Origin of the sequence: Paenibacillus sp. DCT19 (assembly GCF_003268635.1) — a bacterium.
In the GTDB taxonomy this organism is placed as follows: domain Bacteria; phylum Bacillota; class Bacilli; order Paenibacillales; family Paenibacillaceae; genus Paenibacillus.
This window is the reverse complement of record NZ_CP029639.1, coordinates 5,810,001-5,826,524: the sequence shown is the minus strand read 5'-3', so window position 1 is coordinate 5,826,524 and position 16,524 is coordinate 5,810,001. Positions and strand designations below refer to the sequence as shown.

Genomic DNA, 16,524 nt, shown 5'->3' with positions numbered 1-16,524 from the left:
TTTTTTCTATAAAATCTGAATAATCGTGACGGGGTAGTTGATGTCCATTATTCTGCATGAATAAGGAGGCGAAAAATCCGTGGCGCCATTCACAATCATGGATATTAAATTGCTGTGCGGAGTCACGGCATTCAAGCAAGGCGAAGCCTACAATGAATCGGGAAGGGTCACGGGCCTCACTGCCAGCGAGGATCAAAAGCATTATGAAGCGTTGGTTCGCGGCACGCAGCGTTATAAAGTCACCGTTGACCTCGATGAGGTGGGGGAGATTGTAGCCGACTGCAACTGTCCCAACGACACGAGCTATTATGACCAATGTAAACATGTCGCGGCTGTATTGCTGTCGATTCACCAATGGGGAGAGCAGCAGGAGCGTGAGTCCAGAAGCAATCTCCCTTCCAAAGTGGGTACATTAGTAGAAGAACGTGAATGGGAACGTCCTGCTCCAGTTCATTTTGCTCAGGCAAACCGTCCAAGTTCAGCTCCAGGATGGGGCAGGTCGGCAGATAAACCCTCCTATCGGACAGCAGATCAGATTTTGTCTATGTTTGCCAAGGAACGCCATTACGTAGATGAGCATAGACGGCATCACACAGCACCTGTCACACGGTCTTCGCTGCGGGAAGAGTTACATGTGCAGTTTATATGCAAACTCGTACAGGTTCATCAAGGGGGAGCCAAACTGGCTCTTGAACTGAAAGTTGGAGGCAAACGACTGTACGTTGTTCAGAAGGTAAAGCAATTCCTCAACTGTATTGAGAAAGGCGAACCGATGTCGTTTACGAAGTTATTCCTCTACGATCCTTCCATGCACTATTTTAATGCTCAGAATCAGGCTATTCTATCAATGTTGATTCGAATGAGACAGAGTGAGGAAGCTTATCGACAATCGATATCTGGGTACCTGGGTGCTTCCGATGGAAGGGATATTCTCATTGCTCCATTAGTTTGGAAGCCGCTGCTCGAATTGTTGCTTCAGGCGGATAGCCGAATGGAAGGTACGGGTTTTATTAATGGGCCGCTGACCTTAGGCGAAGGTGTATTGCCTTTGTACTATCGTATCGCACAGGGCTCGAATGAAGGGTATCAGCTTGAAGTTTCTGGACTACGTGAACTGATTCTGCTTCCTGCGTATGATGCTGCTGTCGTGGAAGGACAGTTGCATATGTTAGATGCAATGCAGATGCGGAGCTTAGAGGATCTAAGCAAGGCGCTCACCTCGTATGGCATTAAAGAAAGCATCGACATTTCAGCCCAGCAGGTGGATGAGTTTGTACAGCATGTTGTGCCGGAGCTTCGTCTCCTTGGACATTTATCTATTGATTCACAGGTGCGTGAGCAGATTGCGGAGCCGGAACTTGCACCGAAGTTATATATCGACTTCTACCGAGAGCGGATTACCGCACGTCTGGAATTCGATTATAGTGTCATGGTTATTAATCCACTTGCTGAATATCTGATAGATGAGGATGAGAAGAAGATCATTCTCGTGCGTGATCGCCATGCGGAACGGAATCTGATTGATCGTTTGGATCACTCTTTTCTAGAACGGGATGGGAGTGTGTGGACGAGTGAACGAGAAGATGCGATCTATGATGTCATGTATCATTTGCTCCCTGAGCTCGAAGGTTTCGTAGATATTTATATGCCACATGCAGTGAAAGCGATGATGCAATCCTATCCTACGCCTCCCAAAGTAAGAGCAGATCTAGGTAAAGGACTGGATTGGCTAGAAATTTCGTTTGAAATGGAAGGCATCGATGAGCTGGAGCTGCGAGAGATTATGCGTAGTATTGTGGAAAAGAAACCTTATTTCCGTTTACGCAGCGGCGTGTTTGTCTCACTTGAAAATGAAGGGGCTGAGAGCTTTGCGCGTCTCGCTGACTCGCTTGGTTTAGAGGCAGCTGATATGAACAGCAGCCAGCTATCGTTGCCTGCTGTTCGGGCACTTCAACTACCAGGGCGTGACGAAGTGTCCAACCATGTAAAATGGGGCGGCTCGTTACGACGTTTCTTGGATCACCTCCGCGATCCGGATGGAATGGATTTTGAGTTGCCTTCCGCGCTAGCACCTGTGCTGCGTGATTATCAGGTCAGCGGGTACCAATGGCTTCGTACGCTTGCATTTTATCGGTTCGGAGGCATCTTGGCAGATGATATGGGACTTGGCAAAACGCTACAAAGTATTGCCTACATCACGGCATCACTTCAGGAGAAGCCTGAATACAGCGATGATCAGGTAACGAGTCTCCCTTTAGATGATATGGCTGCCGCTACGGATGGTGTATGGACAACCACACAACAAGACGGATTAACCATCCGAACGAGGGCTACGCATCCTCCAGTGCTTGTTGTCGCCCCAGCTTCGTTAACCTATAACTGGGCGAATGAATTTGCACGATTTGCTCCACAGTTGCGTGTGTTAATTGCAGCAGGACACCGAGAAGAGCGAGCTTCGATGCTTGCGGATATGAATCAGGCAGACGTTATTGTGACGTCTTACCCATTACTGAGACGGGATTTAGACATGTACTTGGGCAGAAGCTTCCATACGCTTATTTTGGATGAAGCGCAGGCAATTAAGAATTCTTCGTCTCAAACGGCTCAAGCAGTTAAGCAAATCCAAGCTCCGCGTCGCTTTGCGCTCACAGGCACGCCAGTGGAGAATTCCCTGGATGAGTTGTGGTCGATCTTTGAAGCGGTCTTCCCTGGTTTGTTTCCGAACTATCGGAGATTCCGTGATCTACCTCCAGAGCGGATTGCGCCGATGGTACGTCCATTCATTCTCCGTCGCTTGAAGAAAGATGTGCTTGAGGAGCTGCCGGACAGAATTGAGACGGTACAGCGCTCCGAGCTGACGGATGAACAGAAGAAGCTCTATGCGGCTTATCTGGCTCAGCTCCAGGATGAGACTTCAAAAGATATGGAGGATGGCGGGTTCAATAAGAACCGTATCAAGATATTGGCGGGTATTACTCGATTAAGACAGTTATGCTGCCATCCGGCGCTCTTTGTAGAAGGTTACCTGGGAGACTCAGGCAAAATGGAACAGCTGCTAGAGACCGTGGAAGATTGTCTTGCTGCGGGTAAACGTATCCTTATATTCTCACAGTTTGCGAGTATGCTGAGCCTAATCCGGCAGACATTGGCGGCGCAGGGACGGGATTTGTTCTATCTCGATGGACAGACACCTGCTGCCAGCCGTGTAGAGATGTGTCGTAGATTCAATGAAGGAGAAGGTGAACTATTCCTTATCTCCTTAAAAGCAGGCGGCACGGGATTGAACTTAACCGGAGCGGATACCGTTATTTTGTACGATCTGTGGTGGAACCCTGCGGTGGAGGAGCAAGCAATCGGTCGTGCTCACCGGATGGGACAGAAGCAAGTGGTACAAGTCATTCGTCTGATTACGGAGGGCACCATCGAGGAGAAAATTTTAGAGCTACAGCAGCGTAAGAAAGACCTCATTGCAGAAGTGATCGAGCCGGGAGATGGTGGATCGACCACATTATCGGAACAGGATATTCGGGAACTTTTGATGGTATAATGGATTCCAATTACGTAGATGATGTCCATTATTTTAATCCATTTATATTATCGTGTTTCATAATTTTTTGATCAGAGGGGTGGATTCAGCATGCGTATACGCAAAGCCATTATTCCTGCAGCCGGACTGGGTACCCGATTTCTCCCAGCCACGAAAGCAATGCCCAAAGAAATGCTGCCCATCGTGGACAAGCCGACGATCCAATACATTATTGAAGAAGCAGTGGCTTCAGGGATTGAAGATATCATTATCGTCACAGGTAAGGGTAAGCGTGCTATCGAGGATCATTTTGATTCCTCCTTCGAACTAGAGCAGAACTTGGCAAGTAAGCAAAAGTGGGATCTGCTCGAACAGGTACGTAAACCTTCTGAGATGGCTGATATTCATTATATTCGTCAAAAGGAAGCCAAAGGTCTAGGGCATGCGATCTGGTGTGCTCGCAAGTTTATCGGCAATGAACCCTTCGCTGTCCTGCTTGGCGATGATATCGTTGAGTCCAAGCACCCTTGTCTGCAACAGATGATTGAGGTCTATGATGAATTACAGTCGCCGATCGTTGGCGTACAGCCTGTTGGTTGGGATGAGGTATCTCGGTACGGGATTGTTGATGGGGAAGCTATCCCGAACACTGAAGATCGTGTATTCCGTGCACGTCGTTTAATCGAGAAGCCGAAGCAGGAAGATGCCCCTTCGAACCTTGCTATTATGGGTCGTTATATTTTAACACCAGATATATTCGAAATTTTGGGTCGCCAATCTGTCGGGGTAGGTGGAGAAATCCAGCTTACCGATGCGCTGTCTCTACTGAATCATCAACGTCAGATTCTCGCCTACCACTTTGATGGTTTGCGTCACGATGTAGGAGAGAAGCTGGGCTTCATTGAGACAACCCTTCATTATGCGATGCAACGTCCTGACCTGCGTGAGGAATTGTTGAAGTACCTGGAGAAGATCGTGAATGAGAATAAATCGTAAAGAATTTATATTGTGTTTCCCCATATTACATCTATCATTTAACTGATCTCTGATCTTTCATCTCTAAGCCAAGCCAATGACCTTTCTGGCTTGGCTTAGTTTGTTCTTATGTAACTTTAAATGAACTTCATATGTACATGAGAATATTCTATCTTGCGGGCCGATGAACAATCACACACCTGATCTTTTACATATATATAGTCAATATGAATAAACCCAGTAACATGATAACGGAGGGATACGATGAAAGTAATTCCACTGTTTATGGACGGGGCGGCTATTTTGGAGCCTAAGGTGTATGGTGATCATCGAGGTTATTTTATGGAGAGCTATAATGAGCAGCAGCTACAAGAACAGGGGATCAACCATGTATTTGTGCAGGACAATCAATCCTTATCTGCGGAAGCGGGTGTTATCCGAGGGTTGCACTATCAGCTTCAACCTAAGGCTCAAACCAAGCTCGTGAGAGTACTATCTGGCGCAATCTATGACGTAATCGTGGATATCCGTCCATCCTCCAAGACATTTGGTCAATGGAAAGGTTTTATACTCAGTGAGTACAATCAGCGTCAGCTCCTTGTTCCCCAAGGGTTTGCACATGGGTTTTGTACCCTTGTTCCTAACGTTCTAGTATCTTATAAGGTAGATGCGTACTATTCGCCTACACACGATCGTGGTATTTTGTGGAATGATCCAGCACTTGCAATCGACTGGCCCATAACGAATCCTGTTTTATCCGATAAGGATCAGAAACATCCCTGCTTGCAGGATGCCGAAGTAAATTTTGACTAAAGGAGAGAGACACCATGAAACTGCTCGTTACTGGGGGAGCTGGATTTATAGGCAGCAACTTTGTGATGTATATGCTTCGCACACATCCAGATTATGAGATCATCAATGTGGATTCTTTAACGTATGCAGGAAATCTGGAGAATTTACAATCCATTGAATCCAATCCGCAGTATCGTTTTATCCACGCAGATATCACGAATGTAGAACAGATGGAGCAGATTATATCGCAAGGCATCGACGTTGTCGTTAATTTCGCTGCCGAGTCCCATGTGGATCGCAGTATTGTATCGCCGGATATTTTCGTTCGAACGAATGTACTGGGCACCCAAGTTCTGCTCGATGCGGCGAAGAAATATCAGATCACCAAATTTGTGCAAGTGTCTACGGACGAGGTATATGGTTCTCTTGGTGCGACCGGTTTGTTTACCGAAGAGACACCGCTGATGCCGAACAGTCCTTACTCCGCAAGTAAGGCCGGTGCAGATCTCTTGGTCAGAGCTTACCATGAGACCTTCGGTCTGCCGGTGAATATTACACGTTGCTCCAACAATTACGGTCCATATCAATTTCCAGAGAAACTCATTCCGCTTATTATATCCCGTGCTTTGAATGATGAGGCAGTTCCGATTTATGGAGACGGTTTGAATATACGCGACTGGCTTTACGTTGAGGATCATTGCAGTGCAATTGATCTAGTTATCCATCGTGGACGGGTTGGGGAAGTATACAACATTGGTGGAAATAATGAGCGTACCAATCTCTATATTGTAGAAACCATTCTCAAGCAACTTGGCAAACCGACTAGTTTGATCCAATATGTACAAGATCGGTTAGGGCATGATCGCCGTTACGGGATAGATCCGACCAAATTGACTACAGAGCTTGGCTGGCAGCCTGTGCATCATTTCGAAACCGGGATCAAAGAGACGATCCAATGGTATTTGGATAATAAAACATGGTGGACACGTATCCAATCGGGTGCCTACCAGAATAGTGTGAAACCTCATGAAGACAATCAAATGAGTGAGCCAAATGAAATATAGAGTGATGGTGACGGGAGCAGCAGGTCAGTTAGGTCAAGATGTTGTACAGACGTTCCAGCGAGAGGGTCATCATGTAATGGCTTGTGATAGGGAACAGATGGACATCACGAATCAACAGCAATGTACCAAGACTATTATATCGTTCAGACCTCACATAATTATTCACTGTGCTGCTTATACCGCGGTGGATCAAGCGGAGACGGATGAAGAAACGGCTTACGCAGTAAATGCAACAGGAACACGTAATATTGCAGTGGCAGCGGAAAAAGTGAAGGCCAAACTACTTTATATTAGTACAGACTATGTTTTTGATGGAACTTCCCGTGTGCCTTACCGAGAGTATGATATAACCAATCCACAAAGTGTGTATGGCCGATCGAAGCTAGCCGGGGAGCAGTTAGTGCAGAGTTTATGCTCACAATGGTTCATTGTACGGACATCATGGGTGTTCGGGGTATACGGTCATAATTTTGTGAAAACAATGTTGGAGCTCTTACAGAATCGCCCTGAGTTACAAGTGGTTCAAGATCAGATTGGATCACCAACGTACACTGTGGATCTTGCTAATCTTGTGAGCGTCCTCGCTCTAAGTGAGCAGTATGGCATTTATCATGTGTCCAACACGGGAACGTGTACATGGTATGAATTCGCCAAGGCGATTGCGGAAGAAGCAGCGAAGCAGGATGATTTTCATCTGAAGGCCACACTAATACCGTGCTCCACAGAGAAGTTCCCCCGACCAGCTCCGCGTCCCTCCTATTCTGTGATGGATCATCTGGCGCTCCGGACGAACCGTTTACAATTACTCAGACCTTGGAGAGAAGCTTTGATTGCTTTTTTACAAGAGTTAAAAGATGTACAGAAGAATGGATAGCTCAGCCACATTCCTTCATTTAACAGTCGCCTATGGGCGGCTTTTTTGTTTGATACCTCTCATATCAGGGTAGTTAGTTACCAAAAAGCAATTGTGTATTCGCGTAATGCGCGCAATCCTAATCCAGATGATAGATGACCAATCCGCTTAATCTTCTATACTATCACTCACTTAAGGAAGTGAATGCCCTATGAAACGCATCGCCGCAGTTCTTACATTACTTCTCGTTACCGTAGGTATGCTCTTTTTTGCCTATGATCGTCAGAGTGAGGAGCAACGGGAAGGCTTTACAGCATACCGTTTAATTGCCCATGCCATGGGAAGTATTCGGGATCAACCTTACACCAACGCTTATGAGGCGATGATTGCGAATTACGAGAAAGGCACACGTGTGTTTGAAATTGATTTTATGCTGACATCTGATCGCAAAACAGTGGCTAGACATGAATGGACAGCGAATATGAGCAAAATGTTAGGACAGGATGAAGAACTTCCTGAAGAGAAGCAGGCAGAGCGACTGACGTATGATGAATTTATGAACACGCCAATTCTCGGCATGTATCAACCGATGGATGCAGAAGGCATTGTGGATGTGCTCGCCCATTACCCGGACATGTACATTGTGACAGACACCAAGGAGCAGAAGGACGAAGATATTAAGCAGGTTCTGCAATCCTTAGTGAATGCGGGTAAGAAGTATGATTCAGAAGTGCTTGATCGCATTGTAGTTCAGATCTATAACGAGCCGATGCTGCAAACGGTGAAAGAGGTCTATGCATTTCCTTCCATTATTTATACGTTATATGCTACCCCGGATACAGAGGCTCAGGTGGTCGATTTTGTGCAAAAGAATGATATTGATGCAGTAACAATGCCTGAATATAAGGTGAATCAGAACTTCGTCGCCAAGCTGAACAAAGCTGGAGCGGTTACCTATGTACACACTATCAATGATACAGATCAAGTAGCGAGCTATGAAAAATGGGGCGTGTATGGCGTCTATTCCGATATCCTGACCGAACAAGAATTGGAGCAGATGAACACGAGGTTTGCCTGGCGACCCTAATTTATGTTTAATGGATTTTCTTACAAAAAATTACAGATTACTCCTGAACATGTGGGGAGAGTCTGTAATTTTTTGTTCCCCTTTTTATGCGAACATTGACACTCACTCCCTGCTGACTTAGACTGAGTTTATAAGCTTCAAAAGGATAGAGAAGAACCTCTGGAGGAATGTTCGTTGATAGACATGATTAAGCAGTGGAGACATGTTTTTAAGCTCGACCAGGATCGAGAAATATCAGATGAAGCATTGGACAAGGTATGTATGTCTGGAACGGATGCGATCATCGTGGGAGGTTCTTCAGGGATTACGTATGACAACACCGTAGATCTCATGTCTCGTATTCGTCGTTATGAGCTGCCGTGTGTGCTTGAAGTATCCGATCTGGAGGCGGTCGTCCCTGGATTTGACGGTTATCTCATTCCCATCGTGCTGAATGCGACAGATAACAAATGGATCATTGGACAGCACCAGCAGGCGATAGAGCGTTATGGTTATCTGATCCCGTGGGATTTGCTTATTGCTGAGGGGTACGTTGTGCTACATGCGAACTCCACTGTGGCACGACTCACCGGAGCGGATACCGAGCTAACGACAGAGGCTGCCGTTGCTTATGCTCAGGCTGCGGAGCGATTGCTTCACCTGCCTATTGTATACATGGAGTACAGCGGTACGTTTGGCAACATGGAACTGGTCGGTGAGGTGCACAGACAACTGGATCGGGCACATCTTATCTATGGCGGCGGAATCGATACGGCGGAGAAAGCAGGACAAGCTGCTCAAGTTGCAGATACCGTTGTTGTAGGGAACATCATTTATAGTGATTTACAGAAGGCGCTGGAAACTGTGCAGGCTGTGAAACAATCGGTTTAAGCGGTTTAGTTTACCATTCCCCCACATCCCTCTTCGAATCTGTTAAAATAGAACTTTGCCCTTTATAACTTAGTAATATCGCAATTAGGGGTTTCAAACCTCTTTCAACAATTGCATTCACGATTTATGTTTCAGACAGAAATGTAGATTGAGGGGCGATTTGAGAAAACGAAGTGTCCCTTTTTACAACTGAAAAGTTACTACAGTTTTCTGGTTTTTTTTACCTAACACCAAAATATAAGGATACGATGTTTACACCCGAACGGAGAGTGCAGAAGCGATCTGGAGAAACGAAGTGTTCGTATTTATCACCGGATTTTCCCTTTGACAAAGGGGATCAAAAAATCTGGGGATAACGACGATCGGAAGATGCTACTGCACTCGGAGTGACAAGTGTAACCCCTAGCACCCTTTATAAGATTAATCAACGAAAGGAGCATGCATGCATGCAACCTATTAATATACATGATGCCGTGGCACGGCTTAACACCCCACAGCGACAAGCCGTCGAGGCGACGGATGGGCCGCTGCTGATTATGGCAGGAGCGGGAAGTGGTAAGACCCGAGTGCTTACGCACCGGATTGCCTACCTTATCGCAACACGCAAAGCACCCCCTTGGGGCATTCTGGCAATTACCTTTACGAACAAAGCAGCCCGGGAGATGCAGGATCGGGTATCCCAACTCGTAGGTGGCTCTCAAGGCCGCGACATCTGGGTATCCACATTCCACTCCATGTGTGTGCGTATTTTGCGCCGTGACATTGAACGAATCGGTTTTACACCTAACTTCAGTATTTTGGACTCATCTGATCAATTATCTGTTATTCGTAGCTGTATGAAGGATCAGAATATCGATACGAAGAAGTTCGAACCCAAAGCGGTTCAGGCGATGATGAGCACAGCGAAGAATGAACTGATCAGTCCTGAGCAATATGAGAAGCAGGCAGGCGACTATTTTGAGGGGATTGTGGCGAAGGTATATACGATGTACCAAAAGCGGTTAAGAGCCAACAACTCGCTCGATTTCGACGATCTCATTATGGCGACGATTCAACTCTTCAAAGAAGTGCCGGAAGTTCTCGACTTCTATCAGAAGAAATTCCAGTACATTCACGTGGACGAGTATCAGGATACGAACCGTGCACAATACATGCTCTGCCGCATGCTTGCAGACAGTCACCACCGCATATGCGTAGTAGGGGATAGTGACCAATCGATCTATCGCTGGCGCGGCGCGGATATCAGCAACATTTTGAACTTTGAGAAGGACTACCCAGAGGCACAGACGATTTTGCTGGAGCAGAACTATCGCTCAACCTCTAACATTCTGAATGCAGCGAATGAAGTGATCGGTCTCAATACCGGACGCAAACCGAAGAAGCTGTGGACGGACAAAGAGGGTGGTTCCAAGATTAAGGTTTACCGTGCTGATTCCGAGCATGATGAAGGTTATTTCGTAACCTCCGAGATTAGTAAAAATGTGAAGAACGGCAAATCCTATCAGAACCACGCCATTCTGTATCGTACCAATGCCCAGTCTCGGGTAATAGAGGAAATTCTAATTAAGTCGGATATTCCTTATCAGATCGTCGGCGGCATCAAGTTCTATGATCGTAAAGAGATCAAGGATATTTTGGCTTACCTTCGTTTGTTATCTAACCCGGACGATGATATCAGCCTCACTCGGATCATTAATGTGCCGAAGCGTAGCATTGGGGATACAACGGTTGCGAAGCTTGCGGCGGCTGCCGGTGAGCGTGGAGTTTCCATTTTCCGTGTGCTTCAGGTTGTGGACGATCTTGGTTTTGCAGGTCGGACGCGCAATGCGTTAGTGGAGTTCTATGATATGATCGCTGCATTGCACCAGATGGTAGAGTATCTGTCGGTAACTGAACTGACGGAGAAAATTCTGGAGATGAGTCAATACCGTATTGAGATGCAAAATGAGAATACACTCGAATCACGTGCACGGCTGGAGAATATTGACGAGTTCCTGTCCGTAACGATGGAGTTCGAGAAAAATAATGAAGACAAAACACTTCTTTCATTCCTCACCGATCTCGCCTTAATTGCGGATATAGACAGCATGAACGACGATGAAGAGGATCAGAGCGATGCGGTGACTTTGATGACAATGCACAGTGCCAAAGGTCTGGAGTTCCCGGTTGTCTTTATCGTGGGTATGGAAGAAGGAGTCTTCCCACATAGTCGAGCCTTTATGGATAATGAAGAGCTGGAGGAAGAACGCCGCCTTGCTTATGTAGGTATCACCCGCGCGGAGGAGCAGTTGTTCTTGTCGTGTGCTCAGATGCGGACGTTGTTTGGACGCACAACGGCGAATCCACCGTCCCGCTTCCTTGACGAAATTCCGGATGAGCTAAAAGAAGATACCTCGATCGCACGTGACCGTTATCGTCGTGGTACGAACACTGGGGGATCTTATGGAGGACGTGGACTAGGCTCCAGCGGTGGAAGTAACTTTGGTGGTAGTGCGGCTAAGCTGTTCGAACATCAAAGCCGGAGTGGTTCTTCCGCTAGTGCATCCGCACCAACTTCCCGTGTAACTACAAGCACCTCACGTCCAACATACGCTACGCCATCATCTGCTTCCAAGCCTGCGGCTTCGAATAGTGAATCAGGTTTCAAAGCAGGGGATAAAGTGCAGCATGGCAAGTGGGGAACAGGCACAATCGTTGCGGTAAAAGGTAGCGGTAATGATACCGAGCTGCAGATTGCATTCCCGGCTCCAGTTGGGGTGAAGCGTCTGCTTGCTGGTTTTGCACCTATTACCAAAGTAGAATAAGTCTAATAAGTCTATAAGAGAATATTATCTATAACCTTTAGCTGGATCTATCAGTTATGATGAATTCTCTTATCTCCTATCTAAGTTGCATGAATTCGCGTCAGGGAATTATGAAGTCGATTCAAGAGCGAACGCAGAGCCATGCTCTGACGTTCGTTCTACATATATATTTGACATATGATCACATATAGTTCGAGTTAAGATTAATATAACGGAGGGATGGCCCTGTATGGACCCAATGAACCGGATGGAGCAACTCGTAACTGAGCTGAACCAACATAACTATCAATACTATACGATGGATCAGCCACAGATCAGCGATAAGGAATATGATCTTTTGTATGACGAACTGGTCTCACTGGAGCAAGAGAGTGGTATAGTATTGCCGGACTCTCCGACACAGCGGGTCGGTGGAGAATTGCTCAAAGGCTTCACACCACATCGACATCTATCTCCACTGTGGAGCTTGGACAAAGCTCAGAACATTGAACAGCTTCGAAATTGGCATACACGTGTATTGAAGTTAGTGAACGATTATAATACCAAAAATCCAGATGAACCTTTGCCGGAGCCAGGCTATGTCATCGAGCTGAAGTTTGATGGGCTAACCTTGAATCTGACTTATACCAATGGAGAATTGGTACAAGCTTCTACACGGGGGAACGGCTCCGTAGGTGAAGGGATTCTGGCTCAGGTTCGAACCATTAAATCCGTACCGCTTAAAATTCCTTACACCGAAGGTACCCTTGAAGTTCAAGGAGAAGGAATTATGAATCTGTCTGTCTTGGAACGATACAATGAGACTGCAGCCGAGCCACTCAAAAATGCGCGCAACGCCGCAGCAGGAGCACTCCGTAACCTGAATCCTAAGACAACAGCAGAGCGTCGTCTGAATGCTTATTTTTATAACATTGGATATTCGGATAACGTTCAGTTCTCCACGCATCAGGAGATGATGGATTTTCTCAGAGAAAATCGCTTCAAGGTGAACCCGTCCATTACCTATTTCCAGGAATTCGATGATGTGATGGAGCAACTGGCTGCCATTCAAGAGAATCGTGGACAGTTGGATTATTTGATCGATGGAGCAGTTATCAAACTTACGGATATGCGTACCCGTGAGGTACTGGGGTACACAGATAAATTCCCACGCTGGGCTGTCGCATACAAATTCGAGGCTGAAGAGACAACGACTGTTCTAAAGGCCGTAGATTGGAATGTTGGACGTACCGGGAAGGTCACACCACTGGCGCGTGTGGAACCTGTTGAACTTGCGGGAGTTACTGTACAGAACTGTACGTTGAACAATGTGGGTGACATTGAGCGGAAAAATCTGAAGTTTGCATTGGGCGCAAGAGTATTTATCCGTCGTTCTAATGATGTTATTCCTGAGATCCTTGGTAAGGTGACGGAGGAGAGCGACGGCGAAGAGATTGTATATCCAGAACACTGCCCGGCATGTGGTTTTCCATTAGAGCAGCGGGGAGCTCATTTGTTCTGTAATAACAAGACGGCGTGCAAGCCGCAGACTGTAGCTCGTATTTCCCATTTTGCTTCGCGCGACGCCATGGATATCGAGACGTTCAGTGAGAAGACAGCGATCCAGCTGTATGATGAACTGAATGTACGTGAGCCGGCAGACCTATATACGTTACAATTCGATGATCTAGTGAAGCTTGAGCGTTTTGGTGAAAAGAAAGCGAGTAACCTGCTGGCAGCGCTGGAGCAGAGTAAAGACCGTGACCTTGCATCGTTCCTGTACTCACTAGGTATTCCGAACACGGGCAAGTCAACAACACGTATGCTCGCCGATCATTATCGTAATCTGCATGCAATCATGAATGCAACGGTGGAGGAACTTATTGAGCTTCCTGATGTAGGTGGTATAGTGGCTGAGAGCATCGTCAATTTCTTCGCTGATCCGTTCACACAGGCGGCTATTGAGAAAATGCTGGATCTAGGGGTGAAAGCGCAAGCGCCGGAAGCTCCTGCAGTTGTTGTGGAGGATTCCTTCTTCAGTGGCAAAACGGTTGTCCTCACTGGGACGTTACATCAATTGACGCGAGATGAAGCTACGCAAAGGCTTGAGGCTCTGGGTGCAAAAGTGACAGGTAGTGTGTCCAAAAAGACAGACCTTGTCATCGCTGGAGAGAAAGCAGGTAGCAAGCTGGCTAAGGCGCATGATCTCGGTATTCCTACGATTGAGGATGAGGATGAATTGGTTCGTCTGTTAAACCTATAAGTAAATGATATGAACATAACGCTGATGATCAGGTTATGACGTTACAAATAAAGTGGCGGCATAGGCTAGCTGAAATTCATGAATATAAAAAAGACCGAATGGCACGATCATGTGCAACTCGGTCTTTTTTATAGTTTGAACGAAAGGAAGAAAGGAAGTACACTTGCCGCCAAGTATTAGCATATCATCCTGTCACAGTTATCCTATTTATTCTATGTGTGTTCCAATTCCTCTTTTAAAGAGGATCTCGTGAAGGATAGGTGTTTGCTTTCGGTGAAGTTTGTTTGCATGAAGCTTGGAAACTAATCCTCCAACCAATTTCTTTCTTTATCGTTCACTGAGTGAGGAATTATTTCAAACTGCAACGTTGAGGTAAAGAGATAATGAGATCAGCAGGCTTGATAAGCTTGCAGAACTATTAAAGGCTAGGAGTTCGTGTTTTTGACCCCGGGAGCCATGCATCCTTATCATATCCGCGTTCTTCCCAGTATCCAATATGTTCGCTGTCAATCAGTTCGATTCGATTGAGCCATTTCACCGATTTATAAGCATACATTTGAGGTATAACCAGGCGAACTGGACCACCCAGATCTGCTGGGATTGGTTTACCGTCATGCATGACAGCAATCATAATATCATCCATTTGGGCTTGCTCTAACGTGATTGCATCTGTATACACTCCGTCTCCAGAATAAAACTTGACGCTATGTGCTTCAGGTTTCACACCGGCGTGAGCCAGTAACTGTTTGAGGGTGATTCCTTCCCAAGTGTTTTTGTAAACAGACCACCCCGTAACGCAGTGGAAGTCGCTGACCTGAACCGTACGGGTGAGCTTCACAAACTGTTCCCAGTTCCAGATCTGTCCTCGTTCAACTAAGCCATCAATTCGGAATGACCAGTTTTCATTGGAGAAAGAGGGAATCGGAGTGACCGTATACACTCGAAAATGTCCCTCTGCGCCTCCGCCGATTGGAGGGGAAGAAGCAGGCATGGGCTGAGGTAAAGGAACCATACGATTGGGATCATTCTCCAACATAGAATCGATGCTATTTTTCATATTTATATTACGCCCAATCCAAGATACAAATGTAGGTCCGAGCGTAACGGTGAGTCCCAGACCAACAGCAGAGCGAATGAAAGCTCGTCGCGTATATACAGGTTGAGGTTTACCGGTGTCGTTTAGTAATTCGTCCCTAGACGTTATTGTCGAATCGAAGGAAGATGATGATGCTACATAAGTGTCTTGATCTGAAGGAACAGGTGAGCCTGATTGGATCTCATTTTGATCGGATGAACTCGTTCTAGTCGTTACCGCCCTGCGTGCAGGATCCTTCAACCATTTCGTGCGGGTGATCGAATGGTAGATAATATAGGGTAGTCCAATCCAAGTTAATAGATCATGAGTGAGTAATGCAGCATTCGACATCTTCGGACCGGCGAGCTTGAACTGCCATAACACAATACCTGAGATTAGCCAGCCGACGAGTAGTACAAGAACTACAATTGTGTTTGCACGTTGCCATGGCCTGTTTCGAAGCTGCTTCCAATGCTTACCTGCCAAAATCAAATAGTATACGACAGGCGCTAACATGGCCAAACCAACAACAATGTGGATCCATTTCAACCATACACGTCCAATGCCCAGTAACTCTCGCCAAAAGCCTCCAACTAACATCAAGCCAGTAATGGCAAGGATGACTACAATCCAAGCATTCCATGCATGAATGGATACGAGTTTTTTGCCATATCCTTTGCGCACACGTTTCAGCCATCGATTCAAATGCGATCACCTCACCTAATTTAATTCGTAAACTTTCTCATGTTTCTTCTATACATAAAGAAGTAACTAATGACCGCAGCTACGTTAAGAGCAATCAACATATTCATTTTTATATACCTCATTATAGAAGCTTTGGATCACTTTCTTCAAACACTCTCAACGTAGAAAGCTGATGCTGAATTAAAGATGTCCAGAGGGGGAAATAACAAGTATAATCATAGACTGGTATGTCCTATGGCTGCCCAAAAACGGGGAGTTTCAACATTACTTTGATGGGTGTGTAAGCGAACTGTGCTTAATAAAAAAATAAAAATTCGTTGTTATATGAATCGTGATGATTATAAACTAATATATTTCAAAAAATGCTTGCTAAATAAATGTGAGCATGATATATTATTTCTTGTCGCTTCGGACGTTGAAATGTTGAAAACATTCGAACGGTGACGAAAAAAAGATTGACACTAAGTCGATCAGTATGATAAGATATAATTCCTGTCCGACTGATGATTCGTTACAGTAACGGGCAACAAG

General features: G+C 45.9%; 10 protein-coding genes. 9 read left to right on the top strand and 1 reads right to left on the bottom strand.

The features are described 5' to 3' along the window. The first annotated feature begins 79 nt into the window (after window positions 1–79). The 9 genes from DMB88_RS26660 (at window position 80) to ligA (ending at window position 14,213) form a co-directional block, all read left to right on the top strand. Window positions 80–3,547: a DEAD/DEAH box helicase gene (locus DMB88_RS26660; RefSeq protein ID WP_128103700.1), complete on the top strand. Its 3,468-nt coding sequence runs from the start codon at window positions 80–82 to the stop codon at window positions 3,545–3,547. Between the two features lie 90 nt (window positions 3,548–3,637). Then, window positions 3,638–4,522, top strand: a complete 885-nt coding sequence (galU, locus tag DMB88_RS26655) for a UTP--glucose-1-phosphate uridylyltransferase GalU (RefSeq protein WP_128103699.1) — start codon at window positions 3,638–3,640, stop codon at window positions 4,520–4,522. A gap of 243 nt (window positions 4,523–4,765) precedes the next feature. Next, complete coding sequence (gene rfbC / locus DMB88_RS26650; RefSeq protein ID WP_128103698.1) at window positions 4,766–5,314, top strand: dTDP-4-dehydrorhamnose 3,5-epimerase; 549 nt, start codon at window positions 4,766–4,768, stop codon at window positions 5,312–5,314. 14 nt (window positions 5,315–5,328) lie between these two features. Further along, a complete protein-coding gene (gene rfbB / locus DMB88_RS26645; RefSeq protein WP_128103697.1) occupies window positions 5,329–6,357 on the top strand; it encodes a dTDP-glucose 4,6-dehydratase in 1,029 nt (342 codons plus the stop codon). Beyond that, window positions 6,347–7,231: a dTDP-4-dehydrorhamnose reductase gene (rfbD, locus tag DMB88_RS26640; protein ID WP_128103696.1), complete on the top strand. Its 885-nt coding sequence runs from the start codon at window positions 6,347–6,349 to the stop codon at window positions 7,229–7,231. The genes rfbB and rfbD overlap by 11 nt, the downstream gene beginning before the upstream one ends. A gap of 190 nt (window positions 7,232–7,421) precedes the next feature. Then, the gene (locus tag DMB88_RS26635; protein WP_128103695.1) at window positions 7,422–8,297 is read left to right on the top strand and encodes a phosphatidylinositol-specific phospholipase C/glycerophosphodiester phosphodiesterase family protein; all 876 of its coding nucleotides are present in this window, start codon (window positions 7,422–7,424) and stop codon (window positions 8,295–8,297) included. A gap of 174 nt (window positions 8,298–8,471) precedes the next feature. After that, a complete protein-coding gene (locus DMB88_RS26630; protein ID WP_128103694.1) occupies window positions 8,472–9,167 on the top strand; it encodes a heptaprenylglyceryl phosphate synthase in 696 nt (231 codons plus the stop codon). 446 nt (window positions 9,168–9,613) lie between these two features. Then, entirely contained in the window at window positions 9,614–11,971 is a 2,358-nt protein-coding gene (gene pcrA / locus DMB88_RS26625; protein ID WP_128103693.1) for a DNA helicase PcrA, read from the top strand. A 229-nt stretch (window positions 11,972–12,200) separates the two neighbouring features. Beyond that, window positions 12,201–14,213, top strand: coding sequence for an NAD-dependent DNA ligase LigA (ligA, locus tag DMB88_RS26620; protein WP_128103692.1), 2,013 nt, complete (start codon window positions 12,201–12,203; stop codon window positions 14,211–14,213). Window positions 14,214–14,631: 418 nt separating this feature from the next. Here the strand turns inward: ligA and DMB88_RS26615 are convergent, their stop codons facing one another. Then, the gene (locus tag DMB88_RS26615) at window positions 14,632–15,993 is read right to left on the bottom strand and encodes a molybdopterin-dependent oxidoreductase (protein WP_128103691.1); all 1,362 of its coding nucleotides are present in this window, start codon (window positions 15,991–15,993) and stop codon (window positions 14,632–14,634) included. Window positions 15,994–16,524 lie beyond the last annotated feature (531 nt).

Excerpts from the sequence above, each read along its gene's own strand:
- galU (WP_128103699.1), top strand. The coding sequence starts at position 3,638 with ATGCGTATACGCAAAGCCATTATTCCTGCAGCCGGACTGGGTACCCGA.
- rfbC (WP_128103698.1), top strand. The coding sequence starts at position 4,766 with ATGAAAGTAATTCCACTGTTTATGGACGGGGCGGCTATTTTGGAGCCT.
- rfbB (WP_128103697.1), top strand. The coding sequence starts at position 5,329 with ATGAAACTGCTCGTTACTGGGGGAGCTGGATTTATAGGCAGCAACTTT.
- rfbD (WP_128103696.1), top strand. The coding sequence starts at position 6,347 with ATGAAATATAGAGTGATGGTGACGGGAGCAGCAGGTCAGTTAGGTCAA.
- DMB88_RS26635 (WP_128103695.1), top strand. The coding sequence starts at position 7,422 with ATGAAACGCATCGCCGCAGTTCTTACATTACTTCTCGTTACCGTAGGT.
- pcrA (WP_128103693.1), top strand. The coding sequence starts at position 9,614 with ATGCAACCTATTAATATACATGATGCCGTGGCACGGCTTAACACCCCA.
- ligA (WP_128103692.1), top strand. The coding sequence starts at position 12,201 with ATGGACCCAATGAACCGGATGGAGCAACTCGTAACTGAGCTGAACCAA.